Source organism: Zymomonas mobilis subsp. pomaceae ATCC 29192, from assembly GCF_000218875.1.
Taxonomy (GTDB): Bacteria; Pseudomonadota; Alphaproteobacteria; order Sphingomonadales; family Sphingomonadaceae; genus Zymomonas; species Zymomonas pomaceae.
On record NC_015709.1, the window covers coordinates 153,880 to 176,383 of the forward strand.

At 44.9% G+C, this 22,504-nt stretch carries 22 protein-coding genes; 18 read left to right on the forward strand and 4 right to left on the reverse strand.

From position 1 onward, the window contains the following. The first annotated feature begins 166 nt into the window (after positions 1-166). Positions 167-1,234 (forward strand): recombinase RecA, encoded by a 1,068-nt coding sequence (recA, locus tag ZYMOP_RS00690; protein WP_013933438.1) that lies wholly within the window; start codon positions 167-169, stop codon positions 1,232-1,234. 136 nt (positions 1,235-1,370) lie between these two features. Beyond that, complete coding sequence (locus tag ZYMOP_RS00695) at positions 1,371-2,345, forward strand: ComF family protein (RefSeq protein WP_013933439.1); 975 nt, start codon at positions 1,371-1,373, stop codon at positions 2,343-2,345. Positions 2,346-2,355: 10 nt separating this feature from the next. Here ZYMOP_RS00695 and phoB read toward each other — a convergent pair whose 3' ends face one another. The 3 genes from phoB to ZYMOP_RS00710 all read right to left on the reverse strand — a co-directional run bounded on the left by phoB (position 2,356) and on the right by ZYMOP_RS00710 (position 5,250). Then, positions 2,356-3,051 carry a phosphate regulon transcriptional regulator PhoB gene (gene phoB / locus ZYMOP_RS00700; RefSeq protein WP_013933440.1) on the reverse strand — a complete coding sequence of 232 codons (696 nt, stop codon included), beginning with the start codon at positions 3,049-3,051 and terminating at the stop codon, positions 2,356-2,358. After that, entirely contained in the window at positions 3,051-3,773 is a 723-nt protein-coding gene (gene phoU, locus ZYMOP_RS00705; RefSeq protein WP_013933441.1) for a phosphate signaling complex protein PhoU, read from the reverse strand. The genes phoB and phoU overlap by 1 nt, the downstream gene beginning before the upstream one ends. A gap of 265 nt (positions 3,774-4,038) precedes the next feature. After that, the gene (locus tag ZYMOP_RS00710; protein WP_013933442.1) at positions 4,039-5,250 is read right to left on the reverse strand and encodes an ATP-binding protein; all 1,212 of its coding nucleotides are present in this window, start codon (positions 5,248-5,250) and stop codon (positions 4,039-4,041) included. Positions 5,251-5,511: 261 nt separating this feature from the next. Between ZYMOP_RS00710 and ZYMOP_RS00715 the strand changes: the two genes are divergently transcribed. The 16 genes from ZYMOP_RS00715 (at position 5,512) to trxB (ending at position 21,386) form a co-directional block, all read left to right on the forward strand. After that, positions 5,512-6,249, forward strand: coding sequence for a phosphatidylserine decarboxylase (locus ZYMOP_RS00715; RefSeq protein WP_013933443.1), 738 nt, complete (start codon positions 5,512-5,514; stop codon positions 6,247-6,249). Continuing rightward, positions 6,246-7,055, forward strand: coding sequence for a CDP-diacylglycerol--serine O-phosphatidyltransferase (gene pssA, locus ZYMOP_RS00720; protein WP_013933444.1), 810 nt, complete (start codon positions 6,246-6,248; stop codon positions 7,053-7,055). The genes ZYMOP_RS00715 and pssA overlap by 4 nt, the downstream gene beginning before the upstream one ends. A 725-nt stretch (positions 7,056-7,780) precedes the next feature. Beyond that, positions 7,781-8,533 carry a 30S ribosomal protein S2 gene (rpsB, locus tag ZYMOP_RS00725; RefSeq protein ID WP_013933445.1) on the forward strand — a complete coding sequence of 251 codons (753 nt, stop codon included), beginning with the start codon at positions 7,781-7,783 and terminating at the stop codon, positions 8,531-8,533. 113 nt (positions 8,534-8,646) lie between these two features. Further along, a complete protein-coding gene (gene tsf / locus ZYMOP_RS00730) occupies positions 8,647-9,570 on the forward strand; it encodes a translation elongation factor Ts (protein ID WP_013933446.1) in 924 nt (307 codons plus the stop codon). 139 nt (positions 9,571-9,709) lie between these two features. Further along, positions 9,710-10,438, forward strand: a complete 729-nt coding sequence (gene pyrH, locus ZYMOP_RS00735; protein ID WP_013933447.1) for a UMP kinase — start codon at positions 9,710-9,712, stop codon at positions 10,436-10,438. Continuing rightward, positions 10,438-10,995 (forward strand): ribosome recycling factor, encoded by a 558-nt coding sequence (frr, locus tag ZYMOP_RS00740; protein WP_013933448.1) that lies wholly within the window; start codon positions 10,438-10,440, stop codon positions 10,993-10,995. Before pyrH ends, frr begins: the two co-directional genes overlap by 1 nt. After that, entirely contained in the window at positions 10,992-11,738 is a 747-nt protein-coding gene (locus ZYMOP_RS00745; RefSeq protein ID WP_013933449.1) for an isoprenyl transferase, read from the forward strand. Before frr ends, ZYMOP_RS00745 begins: the two co-directional genes overlap by 4 nt. Then, a complete protein-coding gene (locus tag ZYMOP_RS00750; protein ID WP_013933450.1) occupies positions 11,735-12,367 on the forward strand; it encodes a phosphatidate cytidylyltransferase in 633 nt (210 codons plus the stop codon). Before ZYMOP_RS00745 ends, ZYMOP_RS00750 begins: the two co-directional genes overlap by 4 nt. Then, positions 12,364-13,530 (forward strand): 1-deoxy-D-xylulose-5-phosphate reductoisomerase, encoded by a 1,167-nt coding sequence (locus ZYMOP_RS00755; RefSeq protein WP_013933451.1) that lies wholly within the window; start codon positions 12,364-12,366, stop codon positions 13,528-13,530. Before ZYMOP_RS00750 ends, ZYMOP_RS00755 begins: the two co-directional genes overlap by 4 nt. Then, positions 13,527-14,657 (forward strand): RIP metalloprotease RseP, encoded by a 1,131-nt coding sequence (rseP, locus tag ZYMOP_RS00760; protein ID WP_013933452.1) that lies wholly within the window; start codon positions 13,527-13,529, stop codon positions 14,655-14,657. The genes ZYMOP_RS00755 and rseP overlap by 4 nt, the downstream gene beginning before the upstream one ends. A gap of 124 nt (positions 14,658-14,781) precedes the next feature. Next, positions 14,782-18,408 carry an outer membrane protein assembly factor BamA gene (gene bamA / locus ZYMOP_RS00765; protein WP_013933453.1) on the forward strand — a complete coding sequence of 1,209 codons (3,627 nt, stop codon included), beginning with the start codon at positions 14,782-14,784 and terminating at the stop codon, positions 18,406-18,408. Beyond that, the gene (locus ZYMOP_RS00770; protein WP_013933454.1) at positions 18,408-19,088 is read left to right on the forward strand and encodes an OmpH family outer membrane protein; all 681 of its coding nucleotides are present in this window, start codon (positions 18,408-18,410) and stop codon (positions 19,086-19,088) included. The genes bamA and ZYMOP_RS00770 overlap by 1 nt, the downstream gene beginning before the upstream one ends. A 5-nt stretch (positions 19,089-19,093) precedes the next feature. Then, positions 19,094-19,570 (forward strand): 3-hydroxyacyl-ACP dehydratase FabZ, encoded by a 477-nt coding sequence (gene fabZ, locus ZYMOP_RS00775; protein ID WP_013933455.1) that lies wholly within the window; start codon positions 19,094-19,096, stop codon positions 19,568-19,570. Positions 19,571-19,715: 145 nt separating this feature from the next. After that, entirely contained in the window at positions 19,716-19,949 is a 234-nt protein-coding gene (gene rpmE / locus ZYMOP_RS00780; RefSeq protein WP_013933456.1) for a 50S ribosomal protein L31, read from the forward strand. Between the two features lie 103 nt (positions 19,950-20,052). Next, on the forward strand, positions 20,053-20,379 hold the full coding sequence (locus ZYMOP_RS00785) for a teicoplanin resistance protein VanZ (RefSeq protein ID WP_252507426.1): 327 nt from the start codon (positions 20,053-20,055) through the stop codon (positions 20,377-20,379). A 56-nt stretch (positions 20,380-20,435) separates the two neighbouring features. After that, positions 20,436-21,386, forward strand: coding sequence for a thioredoxin-disulfide reductase (trxB, locus tag ZYMOP_RS00790; protein WP_013933458.1), 951 nt, complete (start codon positions 20,436-20,438; stop codon positions 21,384-21,386). Between the two features lie 76 nt (positions 21,387-21,462). Here trxB and ilvC read toward each other — a convergent pair whose 3' ends face one another. Further along, positions 21,463-22,482 (reverse strand): ketol-acid reductoisomerase, encoded by a 1,020-nt coding sequence (gene ilvC, locus ZYMOP_RS00795; RefSeq protein ID WP_013933459.1) that lies wholly within the window; start codon positions 22,480-22,482, stop codon positions 21,463-21,465. Positions 22,483-22,504 lie beyond the last annotated feature (22 nt).

Sequence of the window (22,504 nt, forward strand, 5' to 3'; positions counted from 1 at the left end):
TGCCCTAGAATATTGATCTTGAAATCTTGTTATTTAGGCCTTGCTATTCCCCTTTCCTTGCTTATGTTCTCGTTATGTTCTAATTATCGTCATACAAGAACGAAAAGTGTTTCGCATTATGTTGGTTGATGCTTTGGGGTAGAAGTTCTAGGACAAAGGAATAGCGATGGCTTCGCAAAATAAGGTTACGACTTCCGGTAAGGATAACGATATGGACAAGCAAAAAGCCCTTGATGCGGCTTTAGCGCAGATTGACCGCGCCTTTGGTAAAGGTTCGGTGATGCGTTTAGGCTCACGTGAGAAAATCGAAATTGATACTATCTCCAGTGGTTCGCTTGGGCTTGATATCGCGCTTGGTATTGGTGGTCTACCTCGGGGACGTATTGTCGAGATATATGGACCTGAAAGTTCGGGTAAAACGACCCTCGCTTTACATGCCATTGCAGAGGCTCAAAAAGCAGGCGGAACGGCTGCCTTTGTTGATGCCGAACATGCCCTTGATCCAATTTATGCTAAAAAACTGGGTGTTAATACCGAAGACTTAATAGTTTCGCAGCCTGATACCGGTGAACAGGCACTAGAAATTACCGACACCCTTATTCGATCTAATGCTGTCGATATTCTGGTTATTGATTCTGTCGCAGCCTTGACGCCCCGTGCTGAAATTGAAGGTGAAATGGGGGATAGCCACGTCGGCTTACAAGCACGCTTAATGAGTCAAGCGTTACGGAAAATCACTGGCTCTATTAACCGTTCCCATACGTTGGTTATTTTTATTAATCAGGTTCGTATGAAAATCGGGGTTATGTATGGTAACCCAGAAACTACGACGGGTGGAAATGCGTTAAAATTTTATGCAAGTGTACGTTTGGATATTCGTCGTACCGGTCAGATTAAAGATCGCGATGAAATCGTCGGGAATGCTACACGTGTTAAAGTAGTCAAGAATAAGCTGGCACCGCCTTTTAAACAGGTCGAATTTGATATTATGTATGGTGAAGGCGTCTCCAAGATGGGCGAATTGCTGGATCTGGGTGTTAAAGCAGGTATTATTGATAAGTCTGGTTCATGGTTTAGCCATGACTCTATCAGGATTGGGCAGGGACGTGAAAATGCCAAGACTTATTTGAAAGAGCATCCCGACATGGCCGAAAAAATCGAAAAAATGATCCGTAATAATGTCACGGAAATTGCAGATGAAATGCTTGATCCTACCCCTGAAGAGGAAGCTTAATCAGTATTATAAAATAAATTGCGATCAATATTGGCGATCATTTTATAAAAAAGGCCGGTTTTTATCGGCCTTTTTATTTTAAAAACTTTAATATTATATTAATTCAAAAATTAATTAAGAAAAATTAAGAATAAAAATGGTAAGTTCTGATAAAATTATACTTAAAGTAACGCAAAATATCCCTATTTTTTATCGTAAAAAAGCAGAGACTATATTCAAAACAATCAGAAAGGGGATTGAACCCTTTATTCGTTATGCGTTACCGCCCCGTTGTCTTGGATGCGGGGATATTGTTACTGAAGACCATGCATTCTGCCCAAAATGCTGGCAATCTCTCAATTTTTTATTAGTGCCGACATGTATTCAATGCGGCCTTCCTTTGTCTACCGATCTTCAATATGAATTACGCTGTGCTCGCTGTCTCCATAAGCCGCCGTCCTTTGATCGGATGAATGCTGTTGTTGCTTATGGTGAAACGGCCAAGGGTTTGGTTTTGCGCTGCAAATACGGAAAACAGACAATGTTAGCTTATAGTATGGCTAAACTAATGCGTCGTTTTGTTGTGAAGGAACCTGATAAACAATTATCCTCCTGTGCCCAAAAAGTAGAGCCCTTCGCCGAGCATCAACATCACTATGGACAGGAGGGATATTCATCTCCGATAGCTTTATCGGATTCCCATTTTTCAGAAGAAATAATAAATTCTTCTCGTTCTGAAAATCCTTTAATTATACCTGTGCCATTACATCGTTGGCGTTTATGGCAACGCGGTTTCAACCAAACGGCTTTGATAGCCAAAGCCTTGGCCAAAATGTCAGGTTTTGATTATGATTTTGATATTTTATGCCGTATAAAATCAACAGCGAATTTAGGCCGTTTCAATGCAAAACAACGCCTTAATATCGTTAAAAATGCTTTTGCTGTCCGTTTTCCCAAAAACGGTCATAACCCGATAAAAGGACGAAACATTATTTTAATTGATGATGTTTTTACAACGGGTGCAACAACGGAAAGCTGTGCAAAAATATTGAAAAAAGCAGGTGCCCATTCAGTGCATGTTATCTGTTGGGCACGGGTTATTCCAGATGAATATTATAATAACCCCTTATAAACTATACGCTTTATGATTCTTCAATATCCAAAGCATAACCAGCAGAACGCACTGTTCTTATCAAATCAGGCAGACCTTCCTGATTAAGCGCTTTTCTTAGACGACGAATATGCACATCGACTGTCCGTAATTCGATATCACTATCTTGCCCCCAAATATAATCTAATAGTTTTTCTCGAGAGAAAACCCGTCGCGGATATTCCATCAAATGCCGCAACAAACGAAATTCAGTAGGGCCAATGGAAATAACTTTGCTATCTCGCTTAACCCTATGACTTACCATATCCATTTCAATATCAGCATAGGTAAGCTGTTCTTTGGTAAGAGCAGGACGAATGCGTCTTAAAACAGCCGTCGTGCGCGCCACCAATTCCCGGGGGGAGAAGGGCTTTGTAACATAGTCATCTGCCCCTGTTTCAAGTCCCCTTATCCGATCATTTTCTTCCCCGCGTGCTGTCAACATGATGATCGGTAGATTAGCTGTTTCAGAATATCGGCGTAGCTGGCGACAGACCTCAATGCCAGAAGTGCCCTCAATCATCCAGTCTAACAACATGATATCAGGCGGATTTTCGCGTGCCAGCAAAATAGCTTCATCGCCATCACAGCTATGCGTCACTTCAAAATTCTGCTTTTTAAAATGCCATGCCAATAATTCAGCTAGGGCTTCGTCATCTTCTACCAGTAATAGCCGTAGTCCGGCCATCAGTTATCCTCCGCCACCAGAATATCTTCACCGCGCGTCCTTTCGGGCATTTGTTTCCCGGTGGCAGCGAAATAAACCATTTCTGCAATATTCGTTGCATGATCCCCAATCCGTTCCAAATTTTTAGCAATAAACATCAGATGAATGCAGGCGCTGATCCGGCTGGAATCTTCCATCATATAGGTAAGAAGAATACGAAATAGATTATTATATAATCCATCGACCTCCATATCCCGCTCTGCAACCTGTAAAGCTTTTTTGGGGTCTCGGGCAGCATAAGCATTCAAAACATTACGCACCATTTCAGAGACCATTTCACCCATTACGGGCAAAACTGGCACGGGACTAATCGCTGCCCTATCTTGTAAATTCTGTAATATGGGCACGCGTTTGGCAATGTTTTTGGCATAATCCGCCATACGTTCAAGAACACCTGAAATCTTCATCGCAGCCAGAACATCACGCAGATCATCGGCAAGCGGGGCACGAAGCGAAATAATCCGCATAGCCATACGCTCTGCTTCAATTTCTAATTCATCGATTTCCTTGTCACTTTCGACAATATTAGCCGCCATAACTTTATTGTGGTGGATAAGCGCGTCTAAGGTAGAGGTAATCGCTGTTTCCGTAAGACCACCCATTTCACAGATAAGTGCGCGCAAACCGCCCAGATCTTCATCAAAAGCTTTTACCGTATGACCGATTTCTGATGCTTTTTTCATATTATCCTCAGGCTCAAATAGACTGCATTTAAAACAATGATAGCGTTTCCTAGGTTTTTGCGTAGGGAAAGATTATTAATTCATTAAATTATTTAACCGTCCTAAGGGTTTGCGAATTTCAATAGGTAGCTTGACTGTTTAGAATGAATGACAGGTAAACCGGTTCCATGACAAGGAAATGACAATTTTATTATAATTTCATGACAAAATTAAAAATTACCCAATGAGGACTTTAATTAATTCCAGAAGGATCAGATCTTAAAATTTATTCTGTATGGGAATTGGTTATAGGTAATATAACAGTCACAGTAGTGCCTTTTCCAGCAAGGCTGCTAATATCAAGTTCGCCTTGGTGATGCTCGACAATTTGTTTAACAATCGCAAGACCAAGACCTGTTCCCCCTAAAGATCGACTACGGCTGTTATCAACTCGGTAAAAGCGTTCTGTTAATCTTGGAATGTGATGAAAGGGAATACCATCTCCCTCATCCGAAAGAGCAAGGCGAATTCGGCTATCGGGCAAACCGGTTAAATTGATAGTAATTTTACCGTCTTTTCGTCCATATTTTAACGCATTTCCCAAAATATTATAAAGTAATTGGGATAATTCTGCTCTATCACCCTGTAATTGACTATCAGAAAGCTGACTTTCAATAATAATTTGTGACTCTTTAGCTTGGCCCGCAACCGTTAGATTAGAGACGACATCTTCTATAAGCGGCAGAAGTGTTAATGTCCCTTTGGGCGGATCAAATTTACCGGCTTCAATACGGGAAAGTGACATAAGATCGTCGACCAAATTTTGCATTCTTTTGGCTTCACGCGCCATAATACCCAAAAAATGATGGCGTGTTTCGTGGTCTTCGATAACCTCATCATCCTCTAGCGTTTCGATAAAACCCCTTAATGTCGCAAGGGGAGTTCTTAATTCATGGCTAGTGTTAGCAACAAAATCAATTCTAACCTGTTCTGTTAAATGGGCCGTGCTTTGATCCCGTAATAAAATAAGACGCTCTTTTTTATTGAGTGTTCGGGCATATAATTCCCAACGACGATTGAGCCCGCCAAGACCTGCCAATAGAACAGGGGGCATATCTTTCTCTAAAACCCCAGTTAGCCGCCGAATGGCCGCAGGATGACGAATAGCAAGTCGGATGTCACCCCCTTCAATATGGGCCCCTAATAAATCTTGAGCCGCTTTATTGGCGACTTCTACCTGATCTTGGTTTACTAATAATACAGGTTCATCCAATGCTGTAACAATATCTGCCGCACTAGCATTTGATTGGGACTTCTCTTCTTTGGAATAGGTGGTTAGGTCATCGTGAAAAGAAAGGGATGGAAGCTTTTCTTTCTTTTTGGAAATTATACCCCACAATCCAATCATTGTTACAGCGGTAACAATAGGCCAACCTATATCGATCCGACCTATCAGGATGATAAATAAAATCAGAAGCGCAGCGGCAGACAGATACACAGGGGCGAATTTAATAGGACAATCCTTTTTTCAATTTTTTTAAAGAGAGACAGTATAAATTATATTTTTATTTCAATTTTATGATAGGGGAGCTTTTTTTTAAGGCAACCAATGTATCCTCTCTATTAATTGAAAAAAGGTAGCTTTTGAGAATAGTTTTGTTTTCTTAAATTTCTTTTTTAAATCAAGGCTGTATTCTAACCCTTAAAAGGGCATATTGTTGCCATTGTCAGAAAAGCGGGAGGCCTTTAAAAGGCAAGCATGAATAAAGAGGCAAAGCGCGAAACCGGCGCACAATCTATCCGCTGGCATTTTCCTTCAATCCATCCTGAAGGCCGAAAATTTTTTGTTATTGCCGTGGTTATCTCCGCTGTAATCGCGGGCGTGACATGGATGTGGATGGCATGGCCCTTAGCCGTCATTTGCTTTTGCGTAGCGGCTTTTTTTCGTGATCCGATACGGACAGTTCCCGAAGGTGAAGGACTGATTATTGCTCCGGCAGATGGCATGGTATCTTTAATTGCCACGGTTCCTCCCCCCTTAGAACTGGCGGGCGAGGGGGCCTTAGGCGATAAACCGATGATACGCGTCTCTATTTTTATGAGCGTTTTTGATGTGCATATCAATCGAGCCCCGGTGCCGGGGCGGATGGCTCGGATTGTCTATGTACCGGGGGCTTTCCTAAGTGCTGATCTTGATAAGGCGAGTGAAAAAAATGAACGCCAACATTTTATGATCGAGACAAAGGAAGGTTTAAATATCGGTTTCACCCAAATTGCAGGATTGATTGCAAGGCGGATTGTGCCTTTAACGAAAACAGAAGATTATGTGGAACGAGGGGAACGGGTCGGTCTTATTCGTTTTGGCAGTCGGGTTGATGTCTATTTACCAGAAGGCACTATGCCTCAAGTAGCCTTAGGACAACGCTGTGTCGCAGGGGAAACTATTTTAGGTCGGATAGGTTCAAAAGCGGTCCCGCTCTTAGGGAGACGGTTATGAAGACCCGCCAAAATCGACTAAAAGGGCGTTATAATACTGAACGACGTAGTATTCCCTTACGGGCTTTGATGCCTAATGCCATTACGACACTCGCTTTATGTAGTGGCCTTACGGCGATTCGTTACGCTGTTTCAGGCGAGTGGGAAAATGCGGTTTATGCTATTTTGATTTCAGCGGTATTAGATACGCTCGATGGCCGAATTGCCCGTCTCTTGAAAGGGGCTACCCGTTTTGGGGCAGAGTTAGATTCTTTATCAGATGTCATCGCTTTTGGCGTCGCGCCTGCTATTTTACTTTATCTTTGGACTTTACAGAGTTGGCCTCGTTGGGGATGGCTTTTTGCTTTATCTCACGCCGTATGTTGTGCGCTGCGGTTAGCGCGTTTCAATGTCAATATTGATTATCTTGACCAACCCCACAAATCAGCTGGTTTTTTGACAGGCGTTCCAGCACCTGCGGGTGCAAATCTTTCCATAATGCCGCTTTACGCATGGTTTTTATCTGGTTTCGATATTTTTCGATCCCCTCTTTTAGTCGGTTTATGGGTAAGCTTTTCTGCTTTTTTAATGATTGCAGATTTTCCGACTTTTGGTTGGTCAGTCTTAAGGGTTCGTCCAAAATTACGCCTAGGGTTATTGGTAATGGTTGCCATAGGTGCAGGGGCTTTTATCAGTGCGCCTTGGGCTGTCTTGGCCGCTTTTAGCCTCGCTTATACAGCTTCGTTACCTTTTGGCATTCTGAGTTATAGTAAAGTTAATCAATCACTTTGTATGTCAGAGGATTTTGTGCCGCCTGTATTACCCTAAAATCAGAGGGTAACTTCTGAGCGAAAATAAAAATATTTTGCTTTTTATAGAAAGACGACAAGCCAGATAGCGAAGGTATCTTCGTGATAGAAATGACAGTAATATCAAGGTTTCTTGTTTTTTGGAAATCCGCCTTTTTCTGAAAAATCCTCTGATGATAGCTATCACGCCACTGCCACAGAGATTTTATGTCATAGACCACACTTACAAGACTAAAAACTGTGGCAACTATCAATAAAAACCAAAATATATCAATAAAAACCAAAATAAAAGCAGGATTATCATCTTTTTCTTTCCCTAATCGGTACTGTAAAAAATTTTAGGGCCATAATTTAATATATTCCCAATTTCGTTCTTTTTTTGTTCTAAACACACAAATCCCTGAACAAAACCATTAAATTTTACTTTTAAAGAGCCTGTTTACGGTGTTTTTGCTATATTATGCCTTCAGTAGAGTTCAATATTGGCCAAATTTTATAGCATATTTATTCTGAATTTCTCTTGCTTGTTCTCATTATGTTCTTATGTCAAGCATGGAACAAAAAAAGCTTTAAAGCTTTGATTCAAAGTCAAGAGAATGCCTGTTTTAATCTCTCTCTTGATTTTTGGGTGTATTCTCTCTACTGCGCCCTTATCTCACACCCGGGAATTATGAACGACCGGTGCCTTTCGTCGATCCGGAAGGTCACTTTCCTGGCGAGGTTTTAACCGGAAGGAGTATATTTATGGCGGTACCTACCGTTACTATGCAGTCACTGTTGGACGTTGGCGCTCATTTTGGCCATCAGACCCATCGTTGGAATCCAAAGATGAAGCCGTATATTTTCGGCGATCGCAATGGCATCCATATTATGGATCTTTCCCAGACTGTTCCTTTATTTACCCGTGCTCTCGATTTTATCGGGCAGACGGTTGCTCATGGTGGTAAGGTTCTGTTTGTCGGTACCAAGCGTCAGGCACAAGAACCTATTGCTGATGCAGCCCGTCGTTCAGGCCAGTTTTTCGTTAATCATCGTTGGTTGGGAGGTATGTTGACCAACTGGCGTACGATTTCTGGTTCTATCAAGCGTTTAAAAACGTTGGAAGAAAAGCTTTCTGGTGATGCGGCTGGTTTCACCAAGAAGGAAATTCTTCAGTTAACCCGCGAACGTGACAAGCTGGAATTATCCTTAGGTGGTATCCGCGATATGGGCACCATTCCAGACATCATGTTTGTTGTCGATGCCAACAAAGAAGAGTTAGCAATTAAAGAAGCTAACACGCTTGGTATTCCAGTCGTTGCTATCCTTGATTCCAATGTCAGCCCGGATGGTATTGCGTTCCCAATTCCTGCTAATGATGATGCAGCTCGCGCTGTTCGTTATTACTGCGATGCGATTGCCGATGCCGCTACGCGTGGTGATCAGCAGAATCGTCAGGATCTGGGCGAAGATCTCGGCGCGGCTATTGAGCCCGCAGCTGAAGAAGCTTTAGCCTAATATTCAGTTTCATATCCTTGTGCATTATTAATGTACAAGAGAGTGAACGCATAAAATTGGAGGCAGGGAATAACTACTTTCCCTGCCTCATCCGTAACATAAAGAGGTAAAACATGGCGGAAATTACCGCTGCTGCCGTGAAGGCGCTTCGTGAGCGCACCGGCGCTGGCATGATGGATTGCAAAAAGGCTTTATCCGAAGCCAATGGTGAAATGGAAGCAGCCGTTGATTGGCTGCGCGCTAAAGGTTTAGCGGCGGCGGCTAAAAAGGCGGGCCGTCAGGCTGCTGAAGGTTTGGTCGGTGTTGCTATTGAAGGCACGAAAGGGGCCGTTCTTGAAGTAAACAGCGAAACCGATTTCGTTGCCAAAAATGAAAAATTCCAAGATTTTGTAAAAACCGTGACAGGTTTAGTTCTTAATCATGGTGGCGATATAGACGTTATTGCTAATGCACCCCATCCCGAGGGTGGAACCGTCAATGACGTATTAACGGCTAATATTGCGACTATCGGTGAAAATCAGGCGCTTCGTCGTGCAGCGGTTGCTGAAGTCGAAAAGGGTGTGATTGTTTCCTATATCCATAATCAGGTTGCACCAGGTGTTGGTAAAATTGGTGTTCTGGTTGCTTTGGAAAGTGAAGCACCGGCTGAAACTTTGGAAGCGCTTGGAAAGCAGATTGCTATGCATGTAGCGGCTGCCAATCCACTGGCGCTTGATGAAGATTCTTTGAATGCGGAAGCTATTGAGCGTGAACGCGCCATTGCTCAGGAAAAAGCCGCTGAATCTGGTAAACCGGCTGAAATCATCACGCGTATGGTTGAAGGTGCCGTTGCAAAATACCGCAAGGAAAATGCGCTTCTTAGCCAGATTTTTGTGGTGGACGGTAAAACCCGTGTTTCTGATGTCGTCAAGAAAACGGCGAAAGAAGCAGGTGCTCCTATTGTCTTGAAACAATTTGTTCGCTTCCAGTTGGGTGAAGGTATTGAAAAGCAGGAAAGCGATTTTGCTGCTGAAGTAGCGGCTGCCGCTGGCGCTTAATTTTTAAGCTACAGTCAAGGTCAACGCCTCGAAAATAAGAGGCGTTGACTTTTTTTATAATCCTTTACTTGGCATAGCGATATTTGCTGATAGAAGTAGAGCTTACCTTGTTTCGATAGTCCTTCGAGAGGTTTTGACGGTGTATAAACGTCCGCGCTTTAACCGTATCCTGCTAAAACTGTCGGGGGAAGTGCTGATGGGTCCCAGTCAGTTTGGCATTGACCCTGCGACTGTTGCCCGTGTCGCCGATGAAATTCGGGATGCCCGTGAGGCAGGTTATCAACTCTGCATTGTCGTTGGTGGGGGTAATATTTTCCGTGGCTTAGCGGCTACCGCTCGTGGTTTTGAACGAAGTAGCGCTGATTATATGGGAATGCTTGCAACCGTCATGAATGCACTTGCTGTGCAAAATGCCCTAGAACGTATCGGTGTTGATACGCGCGTACAATCGGCTATTCCCATGCCCACTGTTTGTGAGCCTTTTATCCGGAGACGGGCTGAACGGCATATGGAAAAAGGACGGATTGTCATTTTTGCTGCCGGTACCGGTAACCCATTCTTTACGACGGATAGTGGCGCGGCTTTACGGGCCGCTGAAATGAAATGTGATGCCTTGTTTAAAGGTACATCTGTGGATGGTGTTTATGATGCCGATCCCAAAAAGGTTAAAGCAGCAAAACGCTATGATAGCGTTTCCTTTAATCGTGTTTTAGCCGATGATTTAAAAGTAATGGATGCAAGTGCGACAGCTTTGTGTCGTGACAATAATATTCCGATCGTTGTCTTCAATATTCGAGAACAGGGAAATCTAATCCGTGTTCTAGAAGGTGAAGGTATAGCGACTATAGTATGTAATGAGGAGGAATAATGGCAGCCTATAACAAAGCCGATCTTGAGCGGCGCATGAAAGGCGCACTTGAATCATTAAGAAGTGATTTTGGTGGTCTTAGAACAGGCCGGGCTTCTACATCTTTATTGGATCCTGTCACGGTTGATGTTTATGGGGCTAATATGCCTCTTAATCAGGTAGCCACTGTTTCTGTCCCCGAGCCTCGCATGATTACGGTTCAGGTCTGGGATAAAAGCAATGTAACGCCGGTTGATAAAGCGATTCGTTCTGCAGGATTGGGGCTCAATCCTATTGTCGATGGTCAAATGCTCCGTCTGCCTATTCCTGATCTGACAGAAGAACGTCGTAAGGAATTGGCAAAACTGGTTGGACAATATTCTGAAAAAGCGCGTATAGCTGTTCGTAACGTTCGTCGTGATGGTAATGATCACCTGAAACAAGATGAAAAAAAGAACGAAATTAGCGAAGACGAAAAAAAGCGCTTTGAGAATGAAATCCAAAAAATGACAGATAAAACAATCGCGGATATTGATGCGTTGGCAGCGCATAAAGAAAAGGAAATTCTTGGTAAGTGATAGCCCCGCTGGCCAGTTCTGCGGCGAAATCCAGTAAATCCGGCTTCTTCGTCCCTCGTCATGTTGCTATCATCATGGATGGCAATGGACGTTGGGCTTCGGCACGCCATCTTCCGCGTCTGGCTGGCCATAAAAAGGGGGCGGACGCCGTAAAAAAAACGGTTCGAGCCGCTGCTGAAATGGGCATAGAGGTTTTAACCTTGTATGCTTTTTCTTCTGAAAATTGGCGCCGGCCTGCTAGTGAAGTCGCCGATTTAATGGGCTTGTTGCGGCTTTGTCTGCAACAGGAAATGCAGAATTTAAAAGAAAAAGGGATCTGTTTAAAGGTAATCGGAGATTATACGCGCCTTGATCAGGATTTAGTGTCCTTATTGAATAAGGCGATAGAAATAACCGCCGATAATACGCGCCTTACACTGGTCTTTGCTCTAAATTATGGGGCACAGGATGAATTAGTCCATGTTACCAGACTAATTGCCAAGCAAGCCTGTAAAGGTTTACTTGATCCTGACAATATTGATGTCAGCACCATTGAATCTTTTCTCTATACCCGTGATTTACCGCCCTTAGATCTGGTTATACGAACATCAGGAGAAAAGCGTCTGTCAAATTTTTTGTTATGGCAGGCGGCTTATGCCGAGTTATTATTTATCGATACTCTGTGGCCGGATTTTGATAGTGAAACTTTAAAGACGGCAGTCGAAGAGTATGCGCGTCGAGAGAGACGTTATGGTGGCTTGTGAGTGAGCTAAAACTTCGTATTATTGTTGGCGTCCTCTTAGCGATTTTGGCAGTCTGCCTTATCGGAATAGGGGGATATGTTTTTGCTTTATCGGCGGCTTTGATAGCGGGTTTAGTCTTTCGGGAATGGCGTGGTCTGACAGGATCTTCCTTTTTGTGGCAGCTTGCTGGTTTTTTTTACGCTTTGTTACCCGCTTTAGCCTTAACCCTGTTACGCCTTAGCCCCAATGGCATTTGGTTGGTCACTTGGATTGTTGCGGTTACCGCAGCGACAGATATAGGCGCTTTTTTTGCAGGACGCCTGATCGGTGGCCCCAAATTATGGCCGATCCTAAGCCCTAAAAAGACATGGAGTGGTTTGCTTGGTGGTATGATTTCAGCCGCCATTTTTGCTTATCTGATTGCAGATTTTGCTCATTTGCCTTTTTTTATGAAAGTAATCGGTGCACCGATGGCGATCATTGCGCAGGCAGGTGATTTTTTTGAAAGCTGGTTAAAACGACGCGCTCATGTCAAAGATTCGGGACATTTATTGCCCGGACATGGAGGTATTATGGATCGCGTCGATGGATTATCGCCGGTAGCTTTGCTGACGGCTATCTTAATTAAAATTGGAGCCTTTGCGTCATGAATCAGCCCAGAACGGTAACCGTGTTAGGTGCGACCGGTTCAATCGGCCATTCAACTTTGGATTTGATTGAACGGAATCCTGACCGTTATCAGGTGATGGCCTTGACTGCTCACCGTAATGTAAAAGAACTAGCCGCAGCCGCTAAGCGGACGAAAGCAAAACGAGCCGTTATTGCGGATGAAAGCTTATATTCTGCTTTAAAAGAAGCCTTGGCGGGCACTGATGTCGAAGCTGCTGCTGGCCCCACGGCCTTAGTTGAAGCCGCTGCCATGGGGGCAGATTGGACTATGGCGGCTATTATTGGATGTGCGGGCTTAAAACCAACGCTGGCCGCTATTCGTGCGGGTAAAACGGTTGCACTTGCTAACAAAGAAGCCTTAGTCTCAGCGGGTGCGTTGATGATTGAAGCGGTTAAAAATCATGGCACTATTCTTTTACCTGTAGATTCTGAGCATAATGCTATTTTTCAGTGTTTCCCTCATAATAATCCTGAATATGTTCGACGGATTATTATCACGGCAAGCGGAGGTCCTTTCCGTAAAACCCCTTTAGAGGATATGGCTAAGGTAACACCTGAACAAGCGGTTCGACATCCCAATTGGTCTATGGGTGCTAAAATCTCTGTTGATTCGGCTACGATGATGAATAAAGGACTCGAGCTGATCGAAGCCTATCATTTATTTAAGGTCCCCTTAGATACCTTCGAAATTTTAGTTCACCCTCAATCGGTTATTCATTCTATGGTGGAATATCGGGATGGCTCTATTTTAGCGCAAATCGGTAGTCCAGATATGAGAACGCCTATTGGGCACACCTTAGCTTGGCCCAAACGCATGGAAACCCCTTCCGAATCTTTGGATTTTGCTAAATTACGGCAAATGGATTTTGAAGCGCCCGACTATCAGCGTTTTCCGGCGCTCTCTTTAGCCGTTCATTCTTTGAAAGCGGGCGGGCCGCGTCCAGCTGTTATGAATGCAGCTAATGAAATAGCTGTTGCTGCCTTTCTTGAGCGCAAAATCGGCTTTCTTGATATTGCTAAAATTGTTGAAAAAACGCTTGAGTATTATACGCCACCGGCACCTTCTTCCTTAGAAGATGTCTTTGCCATTGATAGTGAAGCGCGCTTACAGGCTATGAATTTAATGGAGAGTTTACCCGCGTGAATGGCTATTCCGGGATTATATTTTCGATCATCAGTTTTATAGCTGTTATTGGTCCCTTGGTCTTCGTCCACGAGTTAGGACATTACGCCGTTGCACGCTTTTTTGGCGTGCGGGCGGATGTTTTTTCTATTGGTTTTGGACCTGAAATTTTTGGTTGGACTGATCGTTTAGGCACCCGTTGGCGGATCGCCTATCTTCCTTTTGGAGGATATGTCCGTTTTGCAGGTGATATGGATCCAGCCAGTTCAGGCCAACCATCAAATGAATGGCTTTCGTTACCTCCAGAAGAACGGGCAAGGACTTTTCAGGCTAAAAAAGTATGGCATCGTTTTTTGATTGTTTTGGCCGGCCCTTTAACAAATATTTTCGTTGCTATTTTGCTTTTTGCCGCACTTTTTTCTATGCACGGGGTTGTCCGTAGCCCCGCTACTATTTCTTCAATACTCCCTCAGTCATCAGCGGCTATAGCAGGTCTTAAGGCCGGTGATAAAATCACCGCTATTGATAGTTATAAAGTTAAATATTTCAATGACCTTCAACCTGTTGTTCAGATGCATCCTGACCAGGATGTAAAGATCAGTCTGATCAGGGATGGTCGCCTTATGACTGTAACAGCCCATTTAAAATCCGAACATTTTACGGATCGTTTTGGAAATAAAAGCCGGATTGGCCTTTTGGGTATCTTAGGCGATGCACCGGTAATTGTGCATCCACCCTTGACCGAGATTCCTCTGATCGCTACTTCAGCTGTAGGCACTATGCTCCATGAGCAGATCGATGGAATCGGCCAAATTATTACAGGCCGTCGATCAATGGATGAATTAGGTGGGCCGATCCGCATTGCCAAAATGTCAGGGCAGGTGACTGAATTAGGTCTTCTCCCTTTTATTCTTTTTATGGCAGCTATCTCGGTTAATCTTGGATTCATCAATTTATTGCCAGTTCCAATGCTGGATGGAGGACATCTTTTCTTCTATGCAGTGGAAATAATAATAAGAAGACCTCTTACGCCCGTGATTCAGATATGGGCTTTTCGCTTCGGCTTATTTTTGCTTTTAAGCTTAATGCTATTTTCAACATTGAATGATCTTGGATTGTTCGTTTGGCTGAAACCGCTATTAAGTTAATAATTTCGATTTTTAAATCGATACTTGTCAGTTTTAGTTGAGAGGGTGGGTGATGGACTTTCCATCACGATGGATAAGGCGGCCGTATAACGGTTGTCGTTTTCTGAAAGAGGGCGAATAACGGGTGACGGCGCGCAATTCAGGTAATTCTTTTAATAATAATCGGCGTAGCCGGCAGAATAGGCCTTTGGCTTCCCTGGTAATGTTATCTACCTTGTTGGGAACGACCGCGATTCCTCTACAGGCACAACCTCTTTCGGAAGCTGAAGCGAATTTGATCGCGGAGAGTACGGCTAATGCGGTCGAAAATTCTACAGATAAAAGTAATAATACGCAGGTAGAATCAGCACCTGCGAATACGGCGCCTACCACAGAAGCAACCAAACCCAATAATGCAGTGGCACCGGCGACCGTCTCTTCCGCAGTAGAGAACGCAGTTTCTACTGAACCCGCGGCGTCAACGGCTACCACGACAGCAACCGAGGCAGCAGCACCTGATAACGCGGAGGCACCGGCGACCGTCTCTTCCGCAGTAGAGAACGCAGTTTCTACCGAACCCGCGGCGTCAACAGCTGCCACGACAGCAACCGAGGCAGCGGCACCTGATAACGCGGAGGCACCGGCGACCGTCTCTTCCGCAGTAGAGAACGCAGTTTCTACCGAACCCGCGGCGTCAACAGCTGCCACGACAGCAACCGAGGCAGCAGCACCTGATAACGCGGAGGCACCGGCGACCGTCTCTTCCGCAGTAGAGAACGCAGTTTCTACCGAACCCGCGGCGTCAACGGCTACCCCGACAGCAACCGAGGCAGCGGCACCTGATAACGCGGAGGCACCGGCGACCGTCTCTTCCGCAGTAGAGAACGCAGTTTCTACTGAACCCGCGGCGTCAACGGCTACCCCGACAGCAACCGAGGCAGCGGCACCTGATAACGCGGAGGCACCGGCGACTGTCTCTTCCGCAGTAGAGAACGCAGTTTCTACCGAACCCGCGGCGTCAACAGCTGCCACGACAGCAACCGAGGCAGCGGCACCTGATAACGCGGAGGCACCGGCGACCGTCTCTTCCGCAGTAGAGAACGCAGTTTCTACCGAACCCGCGGCGTCAACAGCTGCCACGACAGCAACCGAGGCAGCAGCACCTGATAACGCGGAGGCACCGGCGACGACCTCTTCCGCAGCAGAGAACGCGCCTACAGCTGTCAATAATACAGCCCCTGTATTACCAGAGCCTATCGCGCCGAAACCTGTTGAGCGCGTGTTGAAATCTATTGCCGTAGTTGGATCAGAGCGGCTCGAACCTGATACTGTCCTCTCTTATGTGAAATTAAGAGTGGGGCAACGCTATACCGCCGAAACATTGGATACAGCTGTTCAGGATTTATATGCGACTCAACTTTTTTCGGATGCCGTTGTTCTTGATGATCCGAATAATCCAGGCAGTCTTACCCTTCAGGTTCATGAAAATCCAATAATCAACCGTATTGTTTTAGAAGGTAACAAACGGATTAAAGAGGATAAAATTCGCCCTGAAATTAAACTTGCCCCAAGGCAAATTTTTACCCGCGATGCGGTGAGAGCTGATGTCTCTCGTATTATTGAACTTTATCGACGTCAGGGAAGATTTGCCGCAACTGTCGAACCTAAAATGGTACGGTTAGATCAAAATCGTGTTGATATTGTTTTTGAAATCACCGAAGGCCCAAAATCAAAAGTTCGCCAGATTAATATTATCGGGAATAAACAGTTTTCTGATGCCCAGCTACGTAAAGCCATGGCAACAAAACAGGCTCGCCTCTGGCGTATCATGAGTTCGGGTACAAGCTATGATCCCGATAAATTAGCGTATGATCAACAAAAATTACGTCAATTCTATCTGGTAAACGGATATGCTGATTTTCGTGTTGTTTCCGCCATTGCTGAATTAACGCCTGATCGACGCGATTTTATCATCACCTATGTCGTTGAAGAAGGGCAACGCTATAAATTTGGGGATGTCTCGTTAGATTCCGAAATCCGTGATGTGAAAGCGGATAACTTTAAATCCCTCGTCAAAATTAAAAAAGGGCAGTGGTATAACGCAAAGTTGGTAGAAGATACCATTGATACTTTGACAGAAGCTGCTGGTCTTATGGGCTATACGCCGGATGTGAATCCTAATTTCACACCGGATAAAGATAACCTGACGATGGGGGTTGAATTCAGAATTGCAGAAGCCCCAAGACAGTATATTGAGCGCGTTGAGATTAACGGTAATACAACGACCCGTGATAAGGTTATTCGTCGCGAATTCCGTTTAGCGGAAGGGGATGTTTTCAATTTATTGCGTGTGAAGCGTTCTCGTGACCGTATTCAATCGTTAGGATTCTTCCAAGATAGATTAGAAATTACACAACGTCCGGGCTCAACGCCTGATCGTTTAGTATTAGAAACAAACCTTCAAGAAAAATCGACGGGTCAGCTATCCGTTTCTGCAGGTTATTCTAGCCTTGAACGGATTATTCTGGATATTTCTATTCAGCAGAATAACTTCATGGGTAAGGGACAAACTGTCCGCGCTTCGGCTAACTGGTCTTACTATTCAAAATCGGTCGATCTTGGCTTTACCGAACCTTACTTATTCGACCACGCGATTGCCTTTGGTGGCGATATTTTCCGTAATGATTATAACGCCTTTAACTATATGAATGGTACGGATCGGAATACGACTTATCGTCAGGCTTCAACCGGTATTCAGCTTCGTGCGGGTATTCCTATCACGGAATATTTAAATTTGCTTTTGCGCTATAGCATCAGTTACGAAACGGTGAAGATTGATAAAAGTAGCTACTATACCAATGGGGCTTGCGATCCTTTGCTGGCGGGTCGTTATTTGTGCGAAGCCTTGGGCTCATGGGTTAACTCTACCATTGGCTATTCTATCGCCTTCAATAGCCTTAATAATGTCATGCATCCGACCTCTGGTTCACGCTTTACTTTCAGTCAGGATTTTGCGGGTGTTGGCGGTACCGTCCATTATCTTAAAACCCGTATCGAGGCGGCCAAATACTGGAATTTAACCCGTGGCTTTGTTTTCTCTCTGCGGGGTGAAGCGGGCTATGTCTGGGGATATGATGGTAATATCCGTTTAATTGACCGTTTCTTCCTAGGTCAGCCTCAATTCCGTGGGTTTAATTTCCGTGGTGTTGGACCTCGCGTCGCGCGTAATGATTATTCTTTTGATAGCAACGGTAATGCTGTTTTGGGAGGAGAATCTTCTGATGACGCATTGGGTGGTAGCAAAGAATATTTAGGTCATGCTGAATTAGAAGTGCCGATGGGGGCCGGTGCTCGGGAAATGGGATTGAGGCCATCTATCTTTGCCGATATTGGTTCTGTCTGGGGTGTTCCTAAGCCTGCTCTGATTGATAGCTGTGGTTCGGGAACAACTGCGGGGCAGGGTACGTGTCAGGTGACGGCAAGACAGGTAACTAATTCTAAAGGTCAGGCCCTTTATACAGATAGTAGCGGTAACTATACAACAAGTGCTACGGGATCTAATGGTGCTAAAAATACGGCAGTGACGACTTCCGTTACACCAATTAAGGAATATTTCTTAGGGGATTCATGGAAACCACGTGTTTCTGTTGGTTTTGGTGTAAACTGGAATTCACCATTTGGGCCATTCCGTATTGATATCGCTAAGGCTATTGTCAGTCAGCGCGGTGATGACAAAAAACTTATAACCTTCAACGTAGGGACAGCATTTTAATGAATAAACTATTGGCCGGTGTTGCTTTTGTCGCTGCTGTAAGTGCAGCCCCTGTTATGGCACAATCTGCTGCTATTGTTGATCTTCAAGGTGTCTTGACGCAATCAAACGCATTAAAGGCGGCGCAAACGCAGATTCAAGCGACCTATCGTAGTCAGATTGATGCCTATAATAACCGTCGTGTTGCGTTAGAAGGCGAATTATCCCAACAGCGTGATGAACTTATACGTCTTCAAAAGGCCAACAGCTCTAGCGCCATACTTCAGCCTAAAATTGCAGCTTTTCAGGCTCGGCAACAAGCAGCCCAACAGGAAATGATGAAATTGGGTATGCCTTTCATGAGACCCAATGCCTATGCTGAAGAACAGATTACAGATCATATGGAAGAATCTATCCGCAGTGTTATGGCTGCTCGGAAGATCAACCTCGTGCTTAATCCCCAAGGGGCTATTTTAGCTGATCCAACAGCGGATATGACGCCTGATGTGGCAGCGGATCTTAATCGTCGAGTTACGACGGTTTCAATTACCCCGCCGGCTAACTGGGTTCCAGCTTCAGAACGTCAGAATCAAGCTCAAAATGGTGATTCTTCAACCGCTACACCGGCACCTCGTGGAAGCTCGGCTGCCTCCTCAAATGCATCCGTTCCCCCTGCTGCTCGTCGTCCTACTAGTCGGTAATATTTATGACAGAAACAACCGAAACACCAAAAGTTATCGGCCCGCTTGATATAAAGCGGGTTATGGCTGCGCTACCGCATCGTTACCCGATGCTGTTAGTGGATCGTGTTGAGCAGCTTGTTCTTGGTGAAAAAATTACAGCGATCAAAGCTGTCACTATCAATGAGCCGTTTTTTGCAGGTCATTTCCCTGGTCGTCCTATCATGCCCGGGGTTTTGATTGTTGAAGCTCTGGCACAAGCGGCGGGTGTGTTAGCTATTGAATCGCTTGATTTGGCGGGTACGGGTAAATTGGTCTACTTTATGGCGATCAATGAAACTAAATTTCGCATTCCAGTTGAACCGGGTATTCTGTTACGCCTTGAGGTCGCGTTTTTACAAAAGCGTTCCAAAATATGTAAATTTAAGGCGCGCGCTTTAGTTGAAGACAAAGTGGCGGCTGAAACAGAATTTACGGCCATGATTGCCGATCCGGTTAGCTAAGAACTAAGAAGGATAAGTTTGTTTTAATTTTTGTCCCTTCTGAAACATCGTTAACGATACTGCCCTTGTGTCTTTTGAAATAGAGCGCTAGATGCAGCTTCTCTTATAAGGCTGGTCGGTAACCAGCCGCTCAATGGAGCTTATTATGAAGCAGAATATTCATCCCGATTACCATTTCATCAAAGTACAGCTGACTGATGGCAGCGTCTTTGAAACGCGTTCAACTTGGGGCAAAGAGGGTGATACCCTTAAGCTGGATATTGATCCGCGCGTTCATCCTGCATGGACCGGTGGCCGTTCACAATTGGTTGATGCGGGTGGTCAGGTTGCTCGCTTTAACAAGCGCTTTGGTGGTCTTTCCCTGCGCAACAAAAAATAAGAATAGGGAGGTGGCTTCGGTCACCTCTTTTTTTTGAAAGTGGCCTCGATTGAAGCATCCTGCTATAATCTGGATTATCAGGTTATCTTTCTGGATAGCGCTGTTGGGGGCTTATATATGTGCGGTTATTCCTTCAGCTGATACTTTACACCTCGCCCCCAGCGACAAAATTGATCATATCCTTGCCTTTCTATTATTAACGACGCTGGCATGTCTGGGATGGCCAAAAGTCCAGTCCTTAAAATTAGCTTTTAGGTTGGCGGCTTTCGGTGCGTTTATTGAACTTACCCAAGCTATACCTTTCATCCACCGAGATGCCGAATTAGCCGACTGGTTCGCCGATATGAGCGCTATATTGGGAATCCTATTCATCAGAAATATCACTTATCGTTATTTTTGCCGTTCCCACATTCAAAAACAACGGTATTAAATCCGTTCGTCATTTTTTAGCTTTAAATTTGCTGCTTTTATAAGGGAGCGCCGTTAATGAGTGCTGATCCGCTATTTACCCGTATCTTTATTCTTGGCAGTGGACCTGCCGGTCTTACCGCAGCAATCTATGCGGCACGGGCTGGTTTAAGTCCTATCGTCGCGCAAGGGCTTCAGCCGGGGGGACAGCTCACTATTACTACCGATGTTGAAAATTTTCCCGGTTTTAGAGAACCCGTCCAAGGGCCTTGGTTGATGGAACAAATGCAAGCTCAGGCTGAAAATGTCGGAGCACGTTTGGTCTGGGATGTTATTACTTCGGTAGATTTATCAAAAAGACCTTTCCGTCTGACGGGGGATGGTGGCCAAATTTATCTGGCAGATGCATTAGTGATTTCAACCGGTGCTCAAGCACGGTGGTTGGGACTGCAAAGTGAAACCGCCTTACGCGGCAAAGGTATTTCAGCTTGTGCAACTTGTGATGGCTTTTTCTTTCGAGGTAAAAAAGTAGCGGTTATCGGCGGTGGCAATACGGCAGTCGAAGAAGCGCTTTATCTTACCAATCACAGTCCTGAAGTAACCTTAATTCATCGGCGTGATAGCTTACGGGCTGAAAAGATTTTACAGCGTCGATTGCTGGCTAATCCGGCAATCCGGATTCAGTGGAATAGTGTCGTCTCTGAGTTTATCGCAGGTGGAGATAGTGCCTTGGCGGCTATTGAACTTGAGAATACCAAAACGGGGGCGCTATCGCGCTTGGAAGTAGAGGGGGCCTTTATTGCGATCGGCCACAAGCCGGCAACGGATTTATTCCAAGGTCATATAAAATTAGATAATGAAGGCTATATAGAAGTCATTCCGGGTACTACCCACACAAGCGTTGAAGGTGTCTTTGCCTGTGGCGATGTGATGGATAAACATTATCGTCAAGCGGTAACCGCAGCGGGTACTGGCTGTATGGCTGCCTTGGATGCTGAAAGATTTTTAGGCGAGATTGATTTTAAATAATCTCTATCAGATTTGAAATAGTTATAAAAAAGGCCGAAGCACTGCTTCGGCCTTTTTTAAGTAAGATCGCTAAAAACTAGTTGCGGGCTTTATCAACTAATTTGTTGCTTGCAATCCATGGCATCATTTTACGCAGACGCTCACCAACCTGCTCGATCGGATGGGCAGCCATACGCTTACGGGCAGCCTTCAGCTCTGGCTGGCCTGCACGGTTATCAAGCACGAATTTGCTGACAAAACGGCCACTCTGAATATCATCCAAAATAGCTTTCATCGCTTTCTTAGATTCTTCATTGATCACACGTGGACCAGATACGATGTCACCATATTCTGCCGTGTTAGAAATTGAATAGCGCATGTTAGCAATACCGGCTTCGTAGATCAGATCCACGATCAGTTTCATTTCATGCATACATTCAAAGAAAGCCATTTCCGGTGCATAGCCAGCTTCGGTAAGGGTTTCAAAACCCGCCGTGATAAGCGCGGTTAAACCACCACAAAGAACAGCCTGTTCACCGAATAAATCGGTTTCTACTTCTTCACGGAAAGTAGTTTCGATGACACCTGAACGACCACCACCAATGCCAGAAGCATAGGCCAAGGCGATGTCATGGGCATTTCCGCTGGCATCCTGTGCAACAGCAACGAGGCAAGGCACGCCACCGCCACGGACATATTCGGAACGAACCGTATGACCTGGACCCTTTGGTGCGATCATGAATACATCAATATCCTTACGCGGTTCAATCAAACCGAAGTGGATGTTGAGACCATGAGCAAAGGCAATAGCACTTCCAGGACGAAGATTATCTTTCAGATCTTCAGCATAAATAGCAGCCTGATGTTCATCAGGTGCCAGAATCATCAGAATATCTGCCCATTTTGCAGCTTCTGCGTTGGTCAGCACTTTGAAGCCGGCTTCCTGTGCTTTCTTTATAGAAGAAGAATCAGGACGGAGCGCGATAGCGACTTCAGCAACGCCAGAATCACGCAGATTTTGCGCGTGGGCATGGCCCTGGCTGCCATAACCAAGGACGGCAATTTTCTTTGACTTGATCAGCCCAATATCGGCATCACTGTCGTAATAAACTTTCATTTTCTTTCCTATTCTAATTCAA